A 19,101-nucleotide genomic window follows, 5' to 3' on the forward strand; every position below is an offset into this window, starting at 1 on the left:
CCTCAGTGTCCCCGAGGAACCCGGACCACGCCCTCCTGAATGACGGAGATGGCCAGTTGGCCGTCCTGCGTGTAGATCCGCGCCTGCCCGAGCCCGCGCCCACCGGACGCCGACGGCGACTCCTGGTCGTAGAGCAGCCACTCGTCGGCGCGGAACGGCCGGTGGAACCACATCGCGTGGTCGAGCGACGCGCCCACGACATCCCCTACGGCCCAGCCGCCCCGACCGTGCGCGAGGAGCACGGAGTCGAGGAGGGTCATGTCGGAGACGTAGGTCGCGAGCACGACGTGGAGCAGGGGCTGGTCCACGGGTCCGTCGAGCTTGCCGTTGGTGCGGAACCACACCTGGGAGTGCGGCTCGCGCGGTGCGCCGAACCTGCCGTACGGCGGCTCGTCGACGTAGCGCAGGTCGATGGCCTCGCGGGCCGCCAGGAACTTCTCGACGATCTCGGGGGCCATGTGGTCGTAGCCGCGCAGCCGGTCCTGCGAGGTGGGCAGGGTGGCCGGGTCGGGGGCGGACGGCATGGGGGTCTGGTGGTCGAGGCCCGTCTCGGGGCGCTGGAAGGACGCGGAGAGGGCGAAGATCGGCTGCCCGTGCTGGACCGCGACGACGCGGCGCGCGGTGAAGGAACGGCCGTCGTTCATTCGCTCGACGGTGTAGACGATCGGCGCGCCGGGGTCGCCGGGGCGCAGGAAGTACGCGTGCAGGGAGTGCGCGAGACGGTCCTCGGAGACCGTCCGGCCTGCCGCGACCAGCGCCTGGGCCGCCACCTGTCCGCCGAAGACCCGGGGGACGACGGCGGACTGCGACTGGCCGCGGAAGATGTTCTCCTCGATCTGCTCCAAGTCGAGCAGATCGAGGAGACTCTGAAGTGCCTGGCTCATGGCACCTTTTCTACGGGCCGGTAATTTCGGGGACCTTACAGGCCCATGTCCTTCGCGATGATCGTCTTCATGATCTCGCTGGTGCCGCCGTAGATGCGGTTGACGCGGTTGTCCGCGTACAGGCGGGCGATCGGGTACTCGTTCATGAAGCCGTAGCCGCCGTGCAGCTGGAGGCAGCGGTCGATCACGCGGTGGGCCACCTCGGTGGTGAACAGCTTGGCGCTGGCCGCCTCGGCGGGGGTCAGCTCACCGGCGTCCAGGGCCTCGGTGGCGCGGTCCACGACGGCCTCGGCGGCGTCCACCTCGGCCTGGCAGGCGGCCAGTTCGAACTTGGTGTTCTGGAACGCGGCGACGGGCTGGCCGAAGACCACGCGCTCCTGGACGTACTGCTTCGCGAACCGGACGGCGGCCTTGGCCTGCGCGTACGCGCCGAAGGCGATGCCCCAGCGCTCGGAGGCGAGGTTATGGCCGAGGTAGTAGAAGCCCTTGTTCTCCTCGCCGAGGAGGTCCTCGGCCGGGACCTTCACGTCGACGAACGCCAGCTCGGCGGTGTCGGAGGTCTTCAGGCCGAGCTTGTCGAGCTTACGGCCGACCGAGTAGCCCTCGGCCTTGGTGTCCACCACGAAGAGGGAGATGCCGTGCCGGCGGTCCTCCTTGGTGGGCGCGGAGGTGCGGGCGCAGACGATCATGCGGTCGGCGTGCACACCGCCGGTGATGAAGGTCTTGGCGCCGTTGAGGACGTAGTGCGTGCCGTCCTCGGAGAGCTTGGCGGTGGTCTTCATGCCGGCGAGGTCGGAGCCGGTGCCCGGCTCGGTCATCGCGATGGCCCACATCTCCTCGCCGGAGACGAACTTCGGCAGGAAGCGCTTCTTCTGCTCGTCGGTGGCGAGCAGCTTGATGTAGGGCAGGCCGAGCAGTACGTGGACGCCGGAGCCGCCGAAGGAGACACCCGCGCGCGCGGTCTCCTCGTAGAGGACGGCCTCGAACTTGTACGAGTCGATGCCCGCGCCGCCGTACTCCTCGTCGACGCGGATGCCGAAGACGCCGAGCTCGGCGAGCTTGTAGTAGAAGTCGCGCGGCGCCTGGCCGGCCGCGAACCACTCGTCGTAGACGGGGACGACCTCGGCCTCGATGAAGGCCCGGAGGGTCTCCCGGAACGCCTCGTGGTCCTCGTCAAACACCGTACGGCGCACCGCCGCCACCTCCAGCTAGCCCAGGGTTCATGTCTAAGCGCTTGCTCAGAACATCACGGTACCGGCGAGTAGGGGGAGCGTCCAGCGGAACGGGCACGTAACGCTCGTCACGCCCCCGCCCCCGCCCCCGCACCGGCCGCCGCACCCGCCGCCGCGAACGCCCCCCGCGCCATCCGGTGCAGCAACTCCGCCGTCACCCCCCGCCCCGGCAGCGACCCGGGGCGCCCCAGATGCGGGGTCGAGTTCAGCAGGCCGAACACCGAGTGCACCGCGGAGCGTGCGCTGGGCTCGGCCAGGTCCGGGTACACCTCGCGGACGACCTCCACCCACAACTCGACGTACTGGCGCTGGAGTTGACGCACCAGCTTGCGGTCGGTGTCGCGCAGGCGGTCCAGCTCACGGTCGTGCAGGGTGATCAGGGGGCGGTCGTCGAGGGCGAAGTCGATGTGGCCCTCGATGAGCGAGTCGAGCAGCGGCTCCGCGGAGGTCACGCCCTCCGCCTCGGCCAGCCGGCGCTTCGCGCCCGTCAGGAGCTGGCCGCTGATGCCGACCAGCAGCTCGGCGAGCATCGCATCCTTGCCCGGGAAGTGCCGGTAGAGACCGGGGCCGCTGATGCCGACGGCCGCGCCTATCTCGTCGACCCCGACGCCGTGGAAACCCCGCTCGGCGAAGAGCCGCGCGGCCTCCTTGAGGATCTGCTCGCGGCGGGTGGGGGCGTCGGTTCTCGTGGTCATGGAAGCAATTCTAGACAGGGAGGTTAGCGGTCGTTAACCTGGAGGAAATGGTTAACGCTCATTAACGGTCGAGAGCAGCCGATCGCTGTGCGAGGGGACCCACAGAATGCAAGAGGCACCGGAGCTGACGAGCGCGGCGGACCCCGCGTCGGAGGCGTGGCGGGCCAACGAGGCGGCGCACCGCGCGCTGGGCGAGGAGCTGCGGCGGAAGCTGGCCGCGGCCCGGCTCGGCGGCGGTGAGCGCGCCCGCGACCGGCACACCGCGCGCGGCAAGCTGCTCCCCCGCGACCGCGTCGACACCCTCCTCGACCCGGGCTCGCCCTTCCTGGAGCTGGCCCCGCTGGCGGCCGACGGGATGTACGACGGGGCCGCCCCGGCCGCCGGTGTCATCGCCGGGATCGGGCGGGTGAGCGGGCGCGAGTGCGTGATCGTCGCCAATGACGCCACGGTCAAGGGCGGGACGTACTACCCGATGACCGTGAAGAAGCATCTGCGCGCCCAGGAGATCGCCCTCGAGAACCGCCTCCCCTGTATCTACCTCGTCGACTCCGGGGGCGCGTTCCTGCCCATGCAGGACGAGGTGTTCCCGGACCGCGAGCACTTCGGGCGGATCTTCTACAACCAGGCCCGGATGTCGGGGGCCGGGATTCCGCAGATCGCGGCCGTCCTCGGGTCCTGCACCGCCGGCGGGGCCTACGTCCCCGCCATGAGCGACGAGGCCGTCATCGTCCGGAACCAGGGCACGATCTTCCTCGGCGGCCCGCCCCTCGTGAAGGCCGCCACCGGCGAGATCGTCACCGCCGAGGAGCTGGGCGGCGGCGACGTGCACGCACGCGTGTCGGGCGTCACCGACCACCTCGCGGAGGACGACGCGCACGCCCTGCGGATCGTCCGGAACATCGCCGCCACGCTCCCCGCGCGCGGCCCCCTCCCCTGGGAGGTCACCGAGTCGGTGGAGCCGAAGGTCGACCCGTACGGCATCTACGGCGCCGTCCCGGTCGACTCCCGCACCCCCTACGACGTACGCGAGATCATCGCGCGCGTGGTCGACGGCTCGCGGTTCGCCGAGTTCAAGGCCGAGTTCGGGCAGACCCTGGTCACCGGCTTCGCCCGCGTCCACGGCCACCCGGTCGGCATCGTCGCCAACAACGGCATCCTGTTCTCCGAGTCCGCCCAGAAGGGCGCCCACTTCATCGAGCTGTGCGACCAGCGCGGCATCCCCCTGGTGTTCCTCCAGAACATCTCGGGGTTCATGGTCGGCAAGGACTACGAGGCGGGCGGCATCGCCAAGCACGGCGCCAAGATGGTCACCGCCGTCGCCTGCGCGCGCGTGCCGAAGCTCACGGTGGTGGTCGGCGGCTCATACGGCGCGGGCAACTACTCGATGTGCGGCCGGGCGTACTCCCCCCGCTTCCTGTGGATGTGGCCCGGCGCCAAGATCTCCGTGATGGGCGGCGAGCAGGCCGCGTCGGTCCTCGCGACCGTGAAGCGGGACCAGTTGGAGGCGCGCGGCGAGGAGTGGCCCGCCGAGGACGAGGAGTCCTTCAAGGCCCCCATCCGGCAGCAGTACGAGCGCCAGGGCAGCGCCTACTACGCGACCGCCCGCCTCTGGGACGACGGGGTCATCGACCCGACCGAGACCCGCCAGGTGCTGGGTCTGGCCCTGACCGCCTGTGCCAACGCGCCGCTGGGAGACCCCCAGTTCGGCGTCTTCCGGATGTGATGAGGATGCCCGAGATGGTCGACACCTTCGCGATGTCCGGGACGCGCGAGGCACCCGGGATGTTCGACACGGTCCTCGTGGCCAACCGGGGCGAGATCGCGGTCCGCGTGATCCGCACCCTGCGCTCGCTCGGTGTGCGCTCGGTGGCCGTGTTCTCCGACGCCGACGCGGACGCCCGGCACGTCCGCGAGGCCGACACGGCGGTACGGCTCGGGCCGGCCCCCGCGGCCGAGAGCTATCTGTCGGTCGAGCGGCTCCTGGAGGCGGCGGCCCGCTCCGGCGCACAGGCCGTGCACCCCGGCTACGGCTTCCTCGCGGAGAACGCGGCGTTCGCGCGCGCGTGCGCCGACGCCGGGCTCGTCTTCATCGGTCCCCCGGCCGACGCGATCGCCCTCATGGGCGACAAGATCCGCGCCAAGGAGACCGTCGAGGCGGCCGGCGTCCCGGTCGTCCCCGGCGGCCGCGACCCCGAACTCGCCGCGGCGGCACACCAGTTGGGCGCCCCCGTCCTCCTGAAGCCCTCGGCGGGCGGCGGCGGCAAGGGCATGCGCCTGGTCCGCGACCTCACCGTCCTGGAGGAGGAGATCGCCGCCGCCCGCCGCGAGGCCCGCGCCTCCTTCGGCGACGACACCCTGCTGGTCGAGCGCTGGGTCGACCGCCCCCGGCACATCGAGATCCAGGTGCTGGCCGACACCCACGGCAACGTCGTCCACCTCGGCGAACGCGAGTGCTCCTTGCAGCGCCGCCACCAGAAGGTCGTGGAAGAGGCCCCGAGCGTCCTGCTGGACGAGGCCACGCGCGCGGCGATGGGCGAGGCGGCGGTCCAGGCGGCCCGCTCGTGCGGGTACGCGGGCGCGGGCACGGTCGAGTTCATCGTCCCGGGCAGCGACCCGTCGTCGTACTACTTCATGGAGATGAACACCCGTCTCCAGGTCGAGCACCCGGTGACGGAGCTGGTCACCGGCCTCGACCTCGTCGAGTGGCAGCTCAGGGTGGCGGCGGGCGAGCGGCTGCCCTTCGCGCAGGACGACATCACGCTCACCGGCCACGCGGTGGAGGCGCGCATCTGCGCGGAGGACCCGGCCAAGGGCTTCCTCCCCTCCGGCGGCACGGTGATCCGGCTGCACGAACCCCAGGGCGACGGCATCCGCACCGACTCCGGCCTCTCCGAAGGCACCGAGGTCGGCAGCCTCTACGACCCGATGCTCTCCAAGGTCATCGCCTACGGCCCCGACCGCGCGACCGCGCTCAGGAAGCTCCGGGCCGCTCTCGCGGACACGGTCACCCTGGGCGTGCCGACGAACGCCGGATTCCTGCGGCGGCTGCTGGGCCATCCGGCGGTCGTGGCGGGCGAGTTGGACACCGGGCTCGTCGAGCGGGAGGCGGACGGACTGGTGCCCGGCGAGGTACCGGTGGAGGTCTACGCGGCCGCCGCGCTGCTGCGACACGCGGCGCTCACGCCCGTGCGGGGCTCCGGCTGGGCCGACCCGTTCGCCGCCACGGACGGCTGGCGGCTGGGCGGGGAGCGGGCCTGGACGGCGCACCCGCTCCAGGTGCCGGGCCACGACCCGGTGACCGTGCGCGTGCGCCGCACACCCGAGGGCGGGACCGAACTGCTGCCGGACGGCGCCGAGAAGCCGCTCGCCGGGTCCGGCTGGGCCGGGCCCGACGGCCGGTTCGTCCTGCGGCTCGACGGACTCGTGCACACCTTCACCGCCCTGCCGGACGGCACCTGGCTGGGCCGGGACGGGGACGCCTGGCACGTGCGGGACCACGACCCGGTGGCCGCCTCGCTCAGCGGGGCCGACCGCTCCGGAGCCGGTTCGCTGACCGCGCCGATGCCGGGGACGGTGACCGTGGTGAAGGTCGCCGTGGGGGATCAAGTGACGGCGGGGCAGAGCCTGTTGGTGGTCGAGGCGATGAAGATGGAGCACGTCGTCTCCGCGCCGCACGCCGGCACCGTCGCCGAACTCGATGTGACGCCGGGCGCGACGGTCGCCATGGACCAGGTGCTGGCGGTCGTCACCCCCGTGGAGGAGGAGCAGTGACACTCCCGATGGTCGTACCGGCCCCCGGTCTGCCCGCCCGGGTGCGCATCCACGAGGTGGGCGCGCGGGACGGACTACAGAACGAGAAGGCGACCGTGCCCACGGAGGTGAAGGCCGAGTTCGTCCGGCGGCTCGCCGACGCGGGCCTGACCAGCATCGAGGCGACGAGTTTCGTGCACCCCAAGTGGGTGCCCCAACTGGCCGACGCCGAGGAGCTGTTCCCGCTCGTGCGCGACCTGCCCGGGGTCGAACTCCCGGTGCTGGTGCCGAACGAACGCGGCCTCGACCGCGCCCTCGCGCTCGGCGCCCGCCGTATCGCCGTGTTCGCCAGCGCCACCGAGGCCTTCGCCAAGGCCAATCTGAACCGCACGGTGGACGACGCGCTGGCCATGTTCGAGCCGGTGGTGACCCGGGCGAAGGACGCCGACGCGCAGGTGCGCGGCTATCTGTCGATGTGCTTCGGCGACCCCTGGGAGGGTGCCGTCCCGATCCACCAGGTCGTCCACGTCTGCAAGTCCCTGCTGGACATGGGCTGCGACGAGCTGAGCCTCGGCGACACGATCGGCGTCGCGACCCCCGGCCATGTGCTGGAGCTGCTGTCCGCGCTCAACGAACAGGGCGTCCCCACCACGGTGCTGGGCGTGCACTTCCACGACACCTACGGCCAGGCCCTCGCCAACACCCTGGCCGCCCTCCAGCACGGCGTCACCACCGTGGACGCCTCCGCGGGCGGCCTCGGCGGCTGCCCGTACGCCAAGTCCGCCACCGGCAACCTCGCCACCGAGGACCTGGTGTGGATGCTCCGGGGCCTCGGCATCGAGTCCGGAGTCGACCTCGACCGTCTCACCGCCACCAGCGTGTGGATGGCCGACCACCTGGGCCGACCCAGCCCGTCCCGCACCGTCCGCGCCCTCTCCCACAAGGACCAGTGACCGCCATGGACCACCGCCTCTCCCCCGAGCTGGAAGAACTCCGCCGTACGGTCGAGGAGTTCGCGCACGACGTCGTCGCGCCGAAGATCGGCGACTTCTACGAGCGGCACGAGTTCCCGTACGAGATCGTCCGCGAGATGGGCCGCATGGGCCTGTTCGGTCTCCCGTTCCCCGAGGAGTACGGCGGGATGGGCGGCGACTACCTCGCGCTCGGCCTGGTCCTGGAGGAGCTGGCCCGGGTCGACTCGTCGGTCGCGATCACCCTGGAGGCAGGGGTCTCGCTGGGCGCGATGCCGATCCACCTCTTCGGCACCGACGCCCAGAAGGCCGAGTGGCTGCCCCGGCTCTGCTCCGGCGAGATCCTCGGCGCCTTCGGCCTGACCGAGCCGGACGGCGGCTCCGACGCGGGCGCGACCCGGACGACGGCCCGCCTGGACCCGGACACCGACGAATGGGTGATCAACGGCTCCAAGTGCTTCATCACCAACTCCGGTACGGACATCACCGGCCTGGTGACGGTCACCGCGGTCACCGGCCGCAAGCCCGACGGCAAGCCCCTCATCTCGTCGATCATCGTGCCGTCCGGGACCCCCGGCTTCACGGTCGCGGCGCCGTACTCGAAGGTCGGCTGGAACGCCTCGGACACCCGCGAGCTGTCCTTCGCGGACGTCCGCGTCCCGGCGGCCAACCTCCTGGGTGAACAGGGCCGTGGCTACGCCCAGTTCCTCCGCATCCTGGACGAGGGCCGCATCGCCATCGCGGCCCTGGCCACCGGTCTCGCCCAGGGCTGTGTCGACGAGTCGGTGAAGTACGCCAGGGAACGGCACGCGTTCGGGCGGCCGATCGGCGCCAACCAGGCCATCCAGTTCAAGATCGCCGACATGGAGATGAAGGCCCACACCTCCCGCCTGTCCTGGCGCGACGCGGCCTCCCGCCTGGTCGCCGGCGAGCCCTTCAAGAAGGAGGCGGCCCTCGCCAAGCTGTACTCCTCCACGATCGCCGTCGACAACGCCCGCGACGCCACCCAGGTGCACGGCGGCTACGGCTTCATGAACGAGTACCCGGTGGCCCGCATGTGGCGCGACTCCAAGATCCTGGAGATCGGCGAGGGCACCAGCGAGGTCCAACGGATGCTGATCGCCCGTGAGTTGGGGCTCACGGGCTGAGTCAGCGGCCTGACTCGGGCTCAGGTGTCGGGGCGCCCGGCGGGTCCCGGGCGGGCGGCGCGGTGGCGAATCCGCGTCCGTGCCCCTGTCCGTCATGCGCCGCTCCGCTGCCGGAGCGTCGCGAGCAGAAGGTCGATGAGGTGGCCCTTGCGTTCGATCGTCACGTCGAAGTAGGCGGCGCTGCGCTCGGAGCCGCACACGCCGTGCACGGTGTCCTTCGCGGCCCGTTTCAGCGCCACGGCCTCCTCGGCGAGCGCGAGGAGCGTGCGCCGCAGATGGGGGTGACCGAGAACGTACGCGGTGAAGTCCTCCCCGGCCGGTATGTCCTCCTCCGCTTCGAGGAGTTCCAGGAGGACCCGGTTGCCCAGGCCGTCGACGTCCTGGTGGAGGCCGGCGCCGCCGAGTTCGGGCACGAAGTCGGTCAGGTCGTTGAACAGCTGGCTGGCCAGGCCCAGTTGACGCATGGCGCCGTCCAGGGCGAGCCGGTCGTCCTCGACCACCCGCAGCCCGGCGACCGCCGCGTCGAGCGGCATCCGGAACAGGGTGCCGGTCTTGAGGGCGGCCGTCGACTCCCAGAAGTCGACCCGGGCGGCACGCGGCGCGGCCAGCAGCTCCGCGCGCGTGGGCGCCGTACGCGAGGACAGGTCGGCGGCCTGCCCGGTGAAGCCGTCGCCGACCGCGCGCACCAGGCTGTCCACGACGGCGGGGTCGGCCGCGTGCCGCAGCGCGGACATGATCAGCCAGGCGCCGGTGTTGAGGGCGAGCGGGGTGCCGTGGGTGGTGTGGAGTGCGGGTTCGCCGTAGCGGACGTCGCTGCCGTCCTGGATGTCGTCGAGGGCGACCGCGGCCTTCAGCAGGATGCGCACGGCGACCGCTGTACGGCGGATCACCACGAGGTCGGCGGCGCTCTCCGGCTCCTCGGGGAAACCCCGGTAGTTCCGGTAGGCCCAGTACACCATCGAGGGCCGCAGCGGGGCCCGGCCGCCGGGGGCCCCGGGGGTGGGGGGCAGCACCTGCTGGCCCGTCTTCGAGCCGAGGGCGTCGGCGACCGGGTCGTAGAGCGCGCGGCGCAGGGCGGTGCCGTGGACGGAGCCGGCCGCCTCCCGCGCCGGGGCGGTCAGTGTGTCGAGGAACGCGGCGAGGTCGTCCTCCAGGAGGGCCGCGTCGCTCCGTACGACCGCTTCCACGTCCGTCACGTCCATGTGGCTGCCGCTCCGTCTCCGCCGACGACCGAACACCCGGGCGCTGCCCGCTCTTCGAAGGATCGTGATCTCAACGGGTGAGCGAGACAAGGCGGATGAAGGCCACATCGCCTGAGGCACCAGTTCACAAGCCGGACGCAGGGTGGCCACAGGGGCCGGGCTCGGGGTCCGCGCGGGGCGGGTTCGGAGGGCGACGGTGGCGACCCCGCCCACTGGACACCTTGTGAGGTTAGGCTAACCTACCTTCGAATTGTCCGGTGGGCGTTCCGCCCTGTTCGAAAGCAGCCACACATGTCCAACGCCCGTGCCACTCACCTCTCCCGCCGCGGCATCCTCGCCGCGGGCGGCGCCCTCGGCCTCGGTGCCGTGCTCGCGGCCTGCGGCGACGACGACGCGAAAAGCGGTGGCTCGGACAAGGAGACGACGGCCGCCAAGTCCGGCCCCTGGACCTTCAAGGACGACCGCGGCCAGACCGCGAAGACCGACAAGATCCCGGCGAACATCGTCTCGTTCATCGGTGTCGCCGCCGCGCTGCACGACTACGGCATCGAGTCCAAGGGCGTCTTCGGGCCGACCAAGCTGAAGGACGGCAAGGCCGACGTGCAGGCCGGCGACCTCGACATCAGCAAGGTCACCGTCATCGGCAACGAGTGGGGCCAGTTCAACATCGAGAAGTACGCGGCCCTCTCCCCCGACGTCCTCATCACCACGATGTTCGACTCGGCGGGCACGCTCTGGTACGTCCCGGAGGAGTCGAAGAAGAAGATCCTCGCCGTGGGGGCGCCGTCCGTCGGCATCTCGGTGTACGACGTGCAGCTGCCGACGCCGTTGCAGCGGATGCTGGAGCTGGCCAAGTCCCTTGGCGCCGACACGACGTCCGCCACGATCACCGCGGCCAAGAAGCGGTTCGAGGACGCGGCGGCCCGGCTCCGCGCCGCGACCAAGGCCAAGCCCGACATCAAGGTGCTCGTCGGGTCCGCCAGCCAGGACATCTTCTACGTCTCCGGGTCCAACCTCTCCGTCGACCTGGAGTACTTCAAGGCTCTCGGGGTGAACTTCGTCGAGCCGGCCGCTTCCGCGCTCAAGGCGAGTGGTGGGTGGTACGAGAACCTGAGCTGGGAGAACGTCGACAAGTACGGGGCGGACGTCATCATGATGGACAACCGGACGTCGGCGATTCAGCCCGCGGACATCACCGAGGGCACGTGGAAGAAGCTCCCGGCCGTCAAGGCGGGACAGGTCATCGCGCGCAACCCCGAGCCGATTCTGTCCTACGACAAGTGCGCGCCCCTGCTTGAGGATCTGGCCAAGGCGATCGAGAGCGCGAAGAAGGTCAGCTGAATCAGGGGCGGTTCAGCTTTCGCGGGGAGCCGCGGGCCGGTCGCGGCCGGGCGCGCCCCCGCGACGGAGCCGCACTTCAGATACAGCCCCCGCGCCCCCAGGCATCCATCCCTGACGCCGACTCAGGAGTCACCCCCATGACGACGGCCGTTGCCGCGCCCTTCCGCTTCTTCTCCCTTCAGGTCGTGCGGACGGAGCGGCTCGGGCCGTCTCTCGTCCGGGTCTCCTTCGGTGGGGACGATCTGGCGTACTTCTTCTCCGACGGGTGCGATCAGTCCCTGTCGCTCTTCCTCCCCCAACCCGGTCAGTCGGAGCCGGCCGTCCCATACGAACTCGGGGACGGGTGGTGGCAGGGGTGGCGTGAACTCCCCGACGGCGTACGGGCCGTGATGCGGTCGTACACGCTGCGGGCCCTGCGGCGCGATCCCGACGAGATCGACATCGACTTCGTGCTGCACGAGCCCGCCGGGCCCGCCTCCCGGTGGGCGGCGCGTGCCGGTGCAGGGGATCGGGTCGTGCTGCTCGGGCCGGCCGTCGCGGACAATCGGGCGATTCGGTTCCGGCCGCCGGAGGATGCCGATCTGGTGGTCGTGTGGGGCGACGAGACCGCCGTACCGGCCGCTTCGGCGATTCTTGAGGCGCTGCCCGCGGGTACGCGTGCGCGGGTGTGGCTCGAAGTCCAGCATGCCGGGGACATCCAGGAGTTGGCCACCGCCGCCGATGCCGAGGTCACCTGGCTGGTGCGGGAGAACCAGGGCGCCGAGGGGTCCCCCATGGCCCTCGGCGCCCTTCGCGCCGCCCAACTCCCTGCCGCCGAGCGGCCGTACGTGTGGATCGCGGGCGAGTCCGGCCAAGTGAAGGCGCTGCGGCGGCACTTCGTGGGCGAGCGGGGGATCGACCGGCGCCGGGTGACCTTCGTCGGGTACTGGCGGCGGGGGCTCAGCGAGGAGCAGTTGCGCGACGCCGGGTGACGGTGTGCGGGACCACTGAGGCGTGAGTGACGGCGGTCACGGGAGCGGCGGGTTTCCTGGACGTTAAGTTAGGTTAGGCTTACCTAAGTTGATGTTGCGGAACCCCGCCGCTCACCGTCCCGCACGGACTTCCCCACCGGAGGACCCCCACATGCGCTCGCACCTGCTCAATGACACGACTGCGGAGCACTACCGCCGCTCCGTGACGGAAGGCGTGGAGCGGGTGGCGGCCAGACTCGCCACCACCGAACGACCGTTCACCGGCGTCACGGTCGACGCCCTCTCCCCCCTCATCGACCGGATCGACCTCGACCGCCCGCTGCACGACACCGCCGCGGTGCTCGACGAACTGGACGAGGTCTACCTGCGGGACGCGGTCTACTTCCACCACCCGCGCTACCTCGCCCACCTCAACTGCCCGGTCGTCATCCCGGCGGTGCTCGGCGAGGCGGTGCTCTCCGCCGTCAACTCCTCCCTGGACACCTGGGACCAGTCGGCCGGCGGCACCCTCATCGAGCGCAAACTGATCGACTGGACGAACGAGCGGATCGGCCTCGGGCCGCACGCCGACGGGGTGTTCACGTCCGGCGGCAGCCAGTCCAACCTCCAGGCGCTGCTGCTGGCCCGCGAGGAGGCCAAGACCGACAGCCTCGACACCCTGCGCATCTTCGCCTCCGAGGTGAGCCACTTCAGCGTGAAGAAGTCGGCGAAACTGCTCGGCCTCGGCCAGGACGCCGTCGTGTCGATACCCGTCGGCGCCGACAAGCGCATGCAGACCGTCGCGCTCGCCCGTGAGCTGGAGCGCTGCAAGGACGCCGGGCTCGTCCCCATGGCCGTCGTCGCCACCGCCGGCACCACCGACTTCGGCTCCATCGACCCGCTGCCCGAAGTCGCCGTCCTGTGCGAGCAGTTCGGGGTGTGGATGCACGTCGACGCGGCCTACGGCTGCGGACTGCTCGCCTCGCTGAAGCACCGGAACCGGATCGACGGCATCGAGCGCGCCGACTCCGTCACCGTGGACTACCACAAGTCCTTCTTCCAGCCCGTGAGTTCGTCCGCCCTGCTGGTCCGCGACGCCGACACGCTGCGGCACGCGACCTATCACGCGGAGTACCTCAACCCGCGCCGCATGGTGCAGGAGCGCATCCCCAACCAGGTCGACAAGTCTCTCCAGACCACCCGCCGCTTCGACGCGCTCAAGCTGTGGATGACGCTGCGCGTGATGGGCGCCGACGGGATCGGCCAGCTCTTCGACGAGGTCTGCGAGCTGGCCGCCGAGGGCTGGAAGCTGCTGGCCGCCGACCCGCGCTTCGACGTCGTGGTCGAGCCCTCGCTCTCCACCCTCGTCTACCGCTACATCCCGGCCGCCGTCACCGACCCGGCCGAGATCGACCGCGCCAACCTGTACGCCCGCAAGGCCCTGTTCGCCTCCGGTGACGCGGTGGTCGCGGGCACCAAGGTCGCGGGCCGCCACTACCTGAAGTTCACCCTGCTCAACCCCGAGACGACGACCGACGACATCGCCGCCGTCCTCGACCTGATCGCCGGCCACGCCGAGCAGTACCTGGGAGACTCCCTTGACCGCGCTTCCTGAACCCGCCGCCAAGACCTACGACTTCGTGGGCATCGGGCTCGGTCCCTTCAACCTCGGCCTCGCCTGCCTCACCGAGCCCATCGCCGAACTCGACGGCATCTTCCTGGACTCGAAGCCCGCCTTCGAGTGGCACGCCGGCATGTTCCTCGACGGCGCCCACCTCCAGACCCCGTTCATGTCGGACCTCGTCACCCTCGCCGACCCGACCTCGCCGTACTCCTTCCTCAACTACCTGAAGGAGAAGGGGCGTCTGTACCCCTTCTACATCCGCGAGAACTTCTACCCGCTGCGCGTCGAGTACGACGACTACTGCCGCTGGGCCGCCGACAAACTCACCAACGTGCGCTTCGGCACGACGGTGTCCGAAGTGACGTACGAGGACGATGACGAGGTCTACGTCGTCCACACCGAGGCGGGTGACGTGTTCCGCGCCCGGCACCTCGTCCTGGGCACCGGCACCCCGCCGTATCTCCCGGAGGCCGTCGCGGGGCTGGGCGGCGACTTCATCCACAACTCCCGTTACGTGCGGCACAAGGCGGAGTTGCAGGCCAAGGAGTCGATCACGCTGGTCGGCAGCGGGCAGTCCGCCGCCGAGATCTACTACGACCTGCTCAGTGACATCGACGTCCACGGCTACGAGTTGAACTGGGTGACGCGCTCGCCGCGCTTCTTCCCGCTGGAGTACACGAAACTCACGCTGGAGATGACCTCCCCGGAGTACATCGACTACTTCCACGCCCTGCCGGAGCACACCCGCTACCGCCTCACGGCCGAACAGAAGGGCCTCTTCAAGGGCATCGACGGCGACCTCGTCAACGCCATCTTCGACCTGCTCTACCAGAAGAAGGTCGGCGGTAACGTCCCCACCCGGCTGCTCACCAACTCCGCGCTGCACACCGCCACTTACCGCGACGGCGAGTACGAACTCGGCCTGCGCCAGGAGGAGCAGGAGAAGGACTACACCCTGCGCTCCCAGGGCCTGATCCTCGCCACCGGCTACAAGTACGCCGAGCCGGAGTTCCTCAAGCCCGTCCACGAGCGGCTGCGGTACGACTCGCAGGGCAACTTCGACATCGCCCGCAACTACTCCATCGACACCACGGGCCGGGGCGTCTTCCTCCAGAACGCCGGCGTCCACGCGCACAGCATCACCTCCCCCGACCTGGGCATGGGCGCGTACCGCAACTCGTACATCATCCGTGAGCTGCTCGGCACCGAGTACTACCCGGTCGAACAGACCATCGCGTTCCAGGAGTTCGCCGTATGAGCACCCGCACCGACCCGAACACCTTCACCTTCCGCCCCCTCGACCCGCTGCGGGACGCCGAGCTGCTGCACCGGTGGCTCACCCATCCCAAGGCCGCGTTCTGGATGATGCAGGACGCGAAACTGGAGGACGTCGAGCGCGCGTACATGGAGATCGCGGCCGACGAGCACCAGCACGCGCTGCTCGGCCTACAGGACGATGTGCCGGTCTTCCTGATGGAGTACTACGACCCCCGGCACCGCGAACTGGTCGGCCTTTACGAGCCGTTGCCCGGGGACATCGGCATGCACTTCCTGACGCCGGCCACCGAGACGCCCGTCCACGGCTTCACCCGAGCGGTGATCACCGCCGTGCTGGCCCGGCTCTTCGAGGACCCGGCCGTCGACCGGGTCGTCGTGGAACCGGACGTGTCCAACATCGCCGTGCACGCCCTGAACGAAGCGGTCGGGTTCGTGCCCGAGCGGGAGATCCAAAAGCCGGAGAAAATGGCCCTGTTGAGCTTCTGCACCCGGGAACGCTTCTTCCATGCCACGGCGGTGACCGCATGAGCCTCGCCGACGCCGTCGCCCACCTCTCCCCCGAGCGCTGGGAGAAGGCCAACCGCCTCCTGATCCGCAAGGCCCTCGCGGAGTTCGCGCACGAGCGGCTGATCACCCCCGAACTCGCGGAGGAAAACGGCGACTTGTACGTCGTCCGCAGCGACGACGGGCTGACCCACTACCGGTTCTCCGCCACCCGGCACGCCCTCGACCACTGGCAGGTCGACGCCGACTCCATCACCCGCCACCGCGACGGCGCCGAACTCCCCCTGGCCGCACTGGACTTCTTCATCGAGCTGAAGCAGGCGCTCGGGCTGAGCGAGGAGATCCTGCCGGTCTATCTGGAGGAGATCTCCTCCACCCTCTCCGGCACCTGCTACAAACTCACCAAGCCGCAGGTCCCGGTCGCCGAGCTGGCGAAGAGCGGCTTCCAGGCCATCGAGACGGGGATGACCGAGGGCCACCCCTGCTTCGTCGCCAACAACGGCCGCCTCGGCTTCGGCATCCACGAGTACCTCGCGTACGCCCCCGAGACCGCGAGCCCGGTCCGGCTGGTGTGGCTGGCCGCACATCGCTCCCGGGCGGCGTTCACCGGGGGCGTGGGCATCGAGTACGAGTCGTTCGTACGGGCCGAGTTGGGCGCCGGGACCGTCGAGCGGTTCGGGCAGACCCTGACCGGCCGGGGGCTCGACCCCGACGACTTCCTCCTCATCCCCGTCCACCCCTGGCAGTGGTGGAACAAGCTCGCCGTCACCTTCGCCGCCGAGGTCGCCCGCGGCCACCTCGTGTGCCTCGGCGAGGGCGACGACGAGTACCTCGCCCAGCAGTCCATCCGGACCTTCTTCAACACGTCCCACCCCGAGAAGCACTACGTGAAGACGGCCCTGTCCGTCATCAACATGGGCTTCATGCGCGGACTGTCGGCCGCCTACATGGAGGCCACCCCGGCGATCAACGACTGGCTCGCCCACCTCATCGACAACGACCCGGTGTTGAAGTCCACCGGCCTGTCGATCATCCGCGAGCGGGCCGCCGTCGGCTACCGCCACCTGGAGTACGAGGCCGCGACCGACCGCTACTCGCCGTACCGCAAGATGCTCGCCGCGCTCTGGCGCGAGAGCCCGGTCTCCTCGCTCCAGGAGGGCGAGTCCCTGGCGACGATGGCCTCGCTGCTGCACCTGGACCACGAGGGCGCGTCCTTCGCGGGTGCGCTGATCGAGCGGTCGGGGCTGGCCCCGGTGGAGTGGCTGCGGCGGTATCTGCGGGCGTACCTCACCCCGCTGCTGCACAGCTTCTACGCCTACGACCTGGTGTTCATGCCGCACGGCGAGAACGTCATCCTCGTCCTCAAGGACGGGGTCGTCGAGCGCGCGATCTACAAGGACATCGCCGAGGAGATCGCCGTCATGGACCCGGACGCGGTGCTGCCGCCGACGGTGGAGCGGCTGCGCGTCGAGGTCCCCGAGGACAAGAAACTGCTGTCGATCTTCACCGACGTCTTCGACTGCTTCTTCCGCTTCCTCGCCGCCGGCCTGGCCGCCGAGGGCGTCCTGGAGGAGGACGACTTCTGGCGTACGGTCGCCGACGTCACCCGCGAGTACCAGCAGGCGGCACCCGAACTCGCCGACAAGTTCCGGCAGTACGACATGTTCGCCCCCGAGTTCTCGCTGTCCTGCCTCAACCGCCTCCAGCTGCGCGACAACAAGCAGATGGTGGACCTGGCGGACCCCTCCGGCGCGCTCCAGCTCGTCGGCACCCTGAAGAACCCCATCGCCGGGTTCTGACCCCACGGACAGGCGGGCACCCCGGGGTACGGTCCCCCGGGGTGCCCGCCTTCTTGCCGTGGCCGGGATGGCTGGGATGCCGCCTCGGCACCTAGCGCGCGGGCCAGGGCACCTGGGGCGACCGGTAGTAGTCGATCCCGAGCGCGTCCCAGCGCGGTGCCTGGGCCGCGAGCCGCACCTTGTACGTGTCCCAGTCGTGTGTCGAGGCCGGCGACCAGCCCAGCTCGGCCACTCCCGGCAGCCTGGGGAAGGCCATGTAGTCGAGGTTCGCGCCGGTCACCAGCGTCTCCGACCACAGCGGCACCTCGACGCCCCGGATCGCCGAACCGGGCACCCCGGCAAGGTAGTTGCCCGGGTCCCAGTCGTAGGACCGCTTCACCTCGACGAGCCCGGCCCAGTCCTGGCCGAGCGGGGTGTCCTCGGTGTACTTCATGTCGAGGTAGAGCCGGTCGGCGGGCGAGAGGATCAGCCCGGTGCCGTTCTTCGCGGCCGCGGCGACCTGGGCCTTCTCGGCGGCGTCGGTGTCGTCGAGTCCCCAGTACTGGGCGAGGGCGCCCTTCACGGGGTGGGCGCCGGTGATCTGGTGCCAGGCGATCACCGTCTTGCCGTACTTGGTGACGATCGGCTGCACCCGGTCCATGAACTTGACGTAGTCCTCATGGCTGGTGGACTGCGCCTCGTCGCCGCCGATGTGGAGATAGCGGCCCGGGGTGATCGCGGCGAGCTCGCGGACCACGTCGTCCACGAACCGGTACGTGAGGTCCTTGCCGACGCACAGCGAGCTGAAGCCGACGTCCGTACCCGTGTAGAGCGGGGGCGCGACGCCGTCGCAGTTCAGGTCGGCGTAGGAGGCGAGCGCCGCGTTCGTGTGGCCCGGCATGTCGATCTCGGGGACCACTTCGAGGTAGCGCGAGGAGGCGTAGCGGACGATCTCCTGGTAGTCGGCCTTCGTGTAGTGGCCGCCGGTGCCGCCGCCGACCTCGGTGGAGCCGCCGTAGGCCGCCAGGCGGGGCCAGGAGTCGACGGCGATGCGCCAGCCCTGGTCGTCGCTGAGGTGCAGATGCAGTTCGTTGATCTTGTAGAGGGACAACTCGTCGATGTAGCGCTTGACTTGGCCGACGGTGAAGAAGTGCCGGGAGACGTCGAGCATCGCGCCCCGGTAGGCGTAGCGCGGGGAGTCCTCGATGGTGCCGCCCGCGATCTGCCAGGGGCCGGGCTGCCGGGAGCTCTTCTCGACGGCGGCGGGCAGGAGTTGGCGCAGGGTCTGCACGCCGTGGAAGAGCCCTGCGGGCCTGCTCGCGGTGATGGTGACCCCGGCGGGGCCGCTGTTGAGCCGGTAGCCCTCGGCGCCGAACGTGCCCTTGGTGAGCCGGAGTTGGATGCCGCCCTTGCCGCGGGTGGTGACCGGCAGCCGGTAGCCGGTGGAGGGCCGCAGGATGCCCGCGAGGTACTCGCCGATCCGCCGCGACTCACGCGTTTCACCCACCCTGATCCGGGTGCCGCCGGTGATCCGGTACGGCTGTCCGGCAGGCGCGACCTTGGCGGGTGCGGGGATCACCCGGCCCAGCGGGGTGACGGCGGCGGCCCCGGCCGGGGGCGCGGCACCGGCGACGGTGACGCTCGCGGCGGCGACGAGCAGCAGCGAACCGAGGAGCCGGGTCGTTCTGTAGCGCTGTCTCACAAGGTGCCTCACAAGCGGTCCCTTCCTCTGCACTTCCTTTGC

Annotated in this window: 15 protein-coding genes; 10 read left to right on the top strand and 5 right to left on the bottom strand. The window is 70.5% G+C overall.

The features are described 5' to 3' along the window. Positions 1–2: 2 nt before the first annotated feature. The 3 genes from ACIRB1_RS25370 to ACIRB1_RS25380 form a co-directional block, all read right to left on the bottom strand. A complete protein-coding gene (locus ACIRB1_RS25370; RefSeq protein ID WP_352184429.1) occupies positions 3–884 on the bottom strand; it encodes an acyl-CoA thioesterase II in 882 nt (293 codons plus the stop codon). Positions 885–919: 35 nt separating this feature from the next. Further along, complete coding sequence (locus tag ACIRB1_RS25375; RefSeq protein WP_352184428.1) at positions 920–2,077, bottom strand: acyl-CoA dehydrogenase family protein; 1,158 nt, start codon at positions 2,075–2,077, stop codon at positions 920–922. A gap of 107 nt (positions 2,078–2,184) precedes the next feature. Beyond that, the gene (locus ACIRB1_RS25380) at positions 2,185–2,811 is read right to left on the bottom strand and encodes a TetR/AcrR family transcriptional regulator (RefSeq protein WP_403467078.1); all 627 of its coding nucleotides are present in this window, start codon (positions 2,809–2,811) and stop codon (positions 2,185–2,187) included. Between the two features lie 106 nt (positions 2,812–2,917). Between ACIRB1_RS25380 and ACIRB1_RS25385 the strand changes: the two genes are divergently transcribed. Genes ACIRB1_RS25385 through ACIRB1_RS25400 form a run of 4 tightly spaced genes read left to right on the top strand, consistent with a single transcriptional unit; the run spans position 2,918 to position 8,680 of the window. Beyond that, positions 2,918–4,534 (top strand): carboxyl transferase domain-containing protein, encoded by a 1,617-nt coding sequence (locus ACIRB1_RS25385; protein ID WP_403467079.1) that lies wholly within the window; start codon positions 2,918–2,920, stop codon positions 4,532–4,534. Positions 4,535–4,593: 59 nt separating this feature from the next. After that, positions 4,594–6,582, top strand: coding sequence for an acetyl/propionyl/methylcrotonyl-CoA carboxylase subunit alpha (locus tag ACIRB1_RS25390; RefSeq protein ID WP_403467154.1), 1,989 nt, complete (start codon positions 4,594–4,596; stop codon positions 6,580–6,582). Positions 6,583–6,590: 8 nt separating this feature from the next. Next, on the top strand, positions 6,591–7,514 hold the full coding sequence (locus ACIRB1_RS25395; protein ID WP_352184484.1) for a hydroxymethylglutaryl-CoA lyase: 924 nt from the start codon (positions 6,591–6,593) through the stop codon (positions 7,512–7,514). Between the two features lie 5 nt (positions 7,515–7,519). Then, positions 7,520–8,680 carry an acyl-CoA dehydrogenase family protein gene (locus tag ACIRB1_RS25400; RefSeq protein WP_403467156.1) on the top strand — a complete coding sequence of 387 codons (1,161 nt, stop codon included), beginning with the start codon at positions 7,520–7,522 and terminating at the stop codon, positions 8,678–8,680. Positions 8,681–8,772: 92 nt separating this feature from the next. Here the strand turns inward: ACIRB1_RS25400 and ACIRB1_RS25405 are convergent, their stop codons facing one another. Further along, entirely contained in the window at positions 8,773–9,882 is a 1,110-nt protein-coding gene (locus tag ACIRB1_RS25405) for a polyprenyl synthetase family protein (RefSeq protein WP_403467080.1), read from the bottom strand. Between the two features lie 291 nt (positions 9,883–10,173). On the opposite strand from ACIRB1_RS25405, the gene ACIRB1_RS25410 reads away from it, so the two are divergent. From ACIRB1_RS25410 to ACIRB1_RS25435, 6 genes are all read left to right on the top strand, one after another. Further along, complete coding sequence (locus tag ACIRB1_RS25410; RefSeq protein WP_352184424.1) at positions 10,174–11,223, top strand: ABC transporter substrate-binding protein; 1,050 nt, start codon at positions 10,174–10,176, stop codon at positions 11,221–11,223. 137 nt (positions 11,224–11,360) lie between these two features. Beyond that, positions 11,361–12,194 (top strand): siderophore-interacting protein, encoded by an 834-nt coding sequence (locus ACIRB1_RS25415; protein WP_403467081.1) that lies wholly within the window; start codon positions 11,361–11,363, stop codon positions 12,192–12,194. A 151-nt stretch (positions 12,195–12,345) separates the two neighbouring features. Further along, positions 12,346–13,788 (top strand): lysine decarboxylase DesA, encoded by a 1,443-nt coding sequence (gene desA / locus ACIRB1_RS25420; RefSeq protein WP_403467083.1) that lies wholly within the window; start codon positions 12,346–12,348, stop codon positions 13,786–13,788. Further along, a complete protein-coding gene (locus tag ACIRB1_RS25425) occupies positions 13,772–15,055 on the top strand; it encodes a lysine N(6)-hydroxylase/L-ornithine N(5)-oxygenase family protein (protein WP_403467084.1) in 1,284 nt (427 codons plus the stop codon). The genes desA and ACIRB1_RS25425 overlap by 17 nt, the downstream gene beginning before the upstream one ends. Then, entirely contained in the window at positions 15,052–15,603 is a 552-nt protein-coding gene (locus tag ACIRB1_RS25430; RefSeq protein WP_403467085.1) for a GNAT family N-acetyltransferase, read from the top strand. Before ACIRB1_RS25425 ends, ACIRB1_RS25430 begins: the two co-directional genes overlap by 4 nt. After that, the gene (locus tag ACIRB1_RS25435) at positions 15,600–17,378 is read left to right on the top strand and encodes an IucA/IucC family protein (protein ID WP_403467086.1); all 1,779 of its coding nucleotides are present in this window, start codon (positions 15,600–15,602) and stop codon (positions 17,376–17,378) included. The genes ACIRB1_RS25430 and ACIRB1_RS25435 overlap by 4 nt, the downstream gene beginning before the upstream one ends. A gap of 91 nt (positions 17,379–17,469) precedes the next feature. On the opposite strand, the gene ACIRB1_RS25440 is transcribed toward ACIRB1_RS25435, so the two are convergent. Further along, the gene (locus tag ACIRB1_RS25440) at positions 17,470–19,059 is read right to left on the bottom strand and encodes a beta-N-acetylhexosaminidase (RefSeq protein WP_403467157.1); all 1,590 of its coding nucleotides are present in this window, start codon (positions 19,057–19,059) and stop codon (positions 17,470–17,472) included. Between the last annotated feature and the right edge of the window lie 42 nt (positions 19,060–19,101).

The organism is Streptomyces sp. NPDC096013 (assembly GCF_044763565.1).
Lineage (GTDB): Bacteria > Actinomycetota > Actinomycetes > Streptomycetales > Streptomycetaceae > Streptomyces.

Coding starts and splice junctions, on each gene's coding strand:
- ACIRB1_RS25405 (WP_403467080.1), bottom strand. CDS start 9,882: ATGGACGTGACGGACGTGGAAGCGGTCGTACGGAGCGACGCGGCCCTC.
- ACIRB1_RS25400 (WP_403467156.1), top strand. CDS start 7,520: ATGGACCACCGCCTCTCCCCCGAGCTGGAAGAACTCCGCCGTACGGTC.
- ACIRB1_RS25415 (WP_403467081.1), top strand. CDS start 11,361: ATGACGACGGCCGTTGCCGCGCCCTTCCGCTTCTTCTCCCTTCAGGTC.
- ACIRB1_RS25390 (WP_403467154.1), top strand. CDS start 4,594: ATGTTCGACACGGTCCTCGTGGCCAACCGGGGCGAGATCGCGGTCCGC.
- ACIRB1_RS25370 (WP_352184429.1), bottom strand. CDS start 884: ATGAGCCAGGCACTTCAGAGTCTCCTCGATCTGCTCGACTTGGAGCAG.
- ACIRB1_RS25385 (WP_403467079.1), top strand. CDS start 2,918: ATGCAAGAGGCACCGGAGCTGACGAGCGCGGCGGACCCCGCGTCGGAG.
- ACIRB1_RS25430 (WP_403467085.1), top strand. CDS start 15,052: ATGAGCACCCGCACCGACCCGAACACCTTCACCTTCCGCCCCCTCGAC.
- ACIRB1_RS25395 (WP_352184484.1), top strand. CDS start 6,591: ATGGTCGTACCGGCCCCCGGTCTGCCCGCCCGGGTGCGCATCCACGAG.
- ACIRB1_RS25380 (WP_403467078.1), bottom strand. CDS start 2,811: ATGACCACGAGAACCGACGCCCCCACCCGCCGCGAGCAGATCCTCAAG.
- desA (WP_403467083.1), top strand. CDS start 12,346: ATGCGCTCGCACCTGCTCAATGACACGACTGCGGAGCACTACCGCCGC.
- ACIRB1_RS25435 (WP_403467086.1), top strand. CDS start 15,600: ATGAGCCTCGCCGACGCCGTCGCCCACCTCTCCCCCGAGCGCTGGGAG.
- ACIRB1_RS25410 (WP_352184424.1), top strand. CDS start 10,174: ATGTCCAACGCCCGTGCCACTCACCTCTCCCGCCGCGGCATCCTCGCC.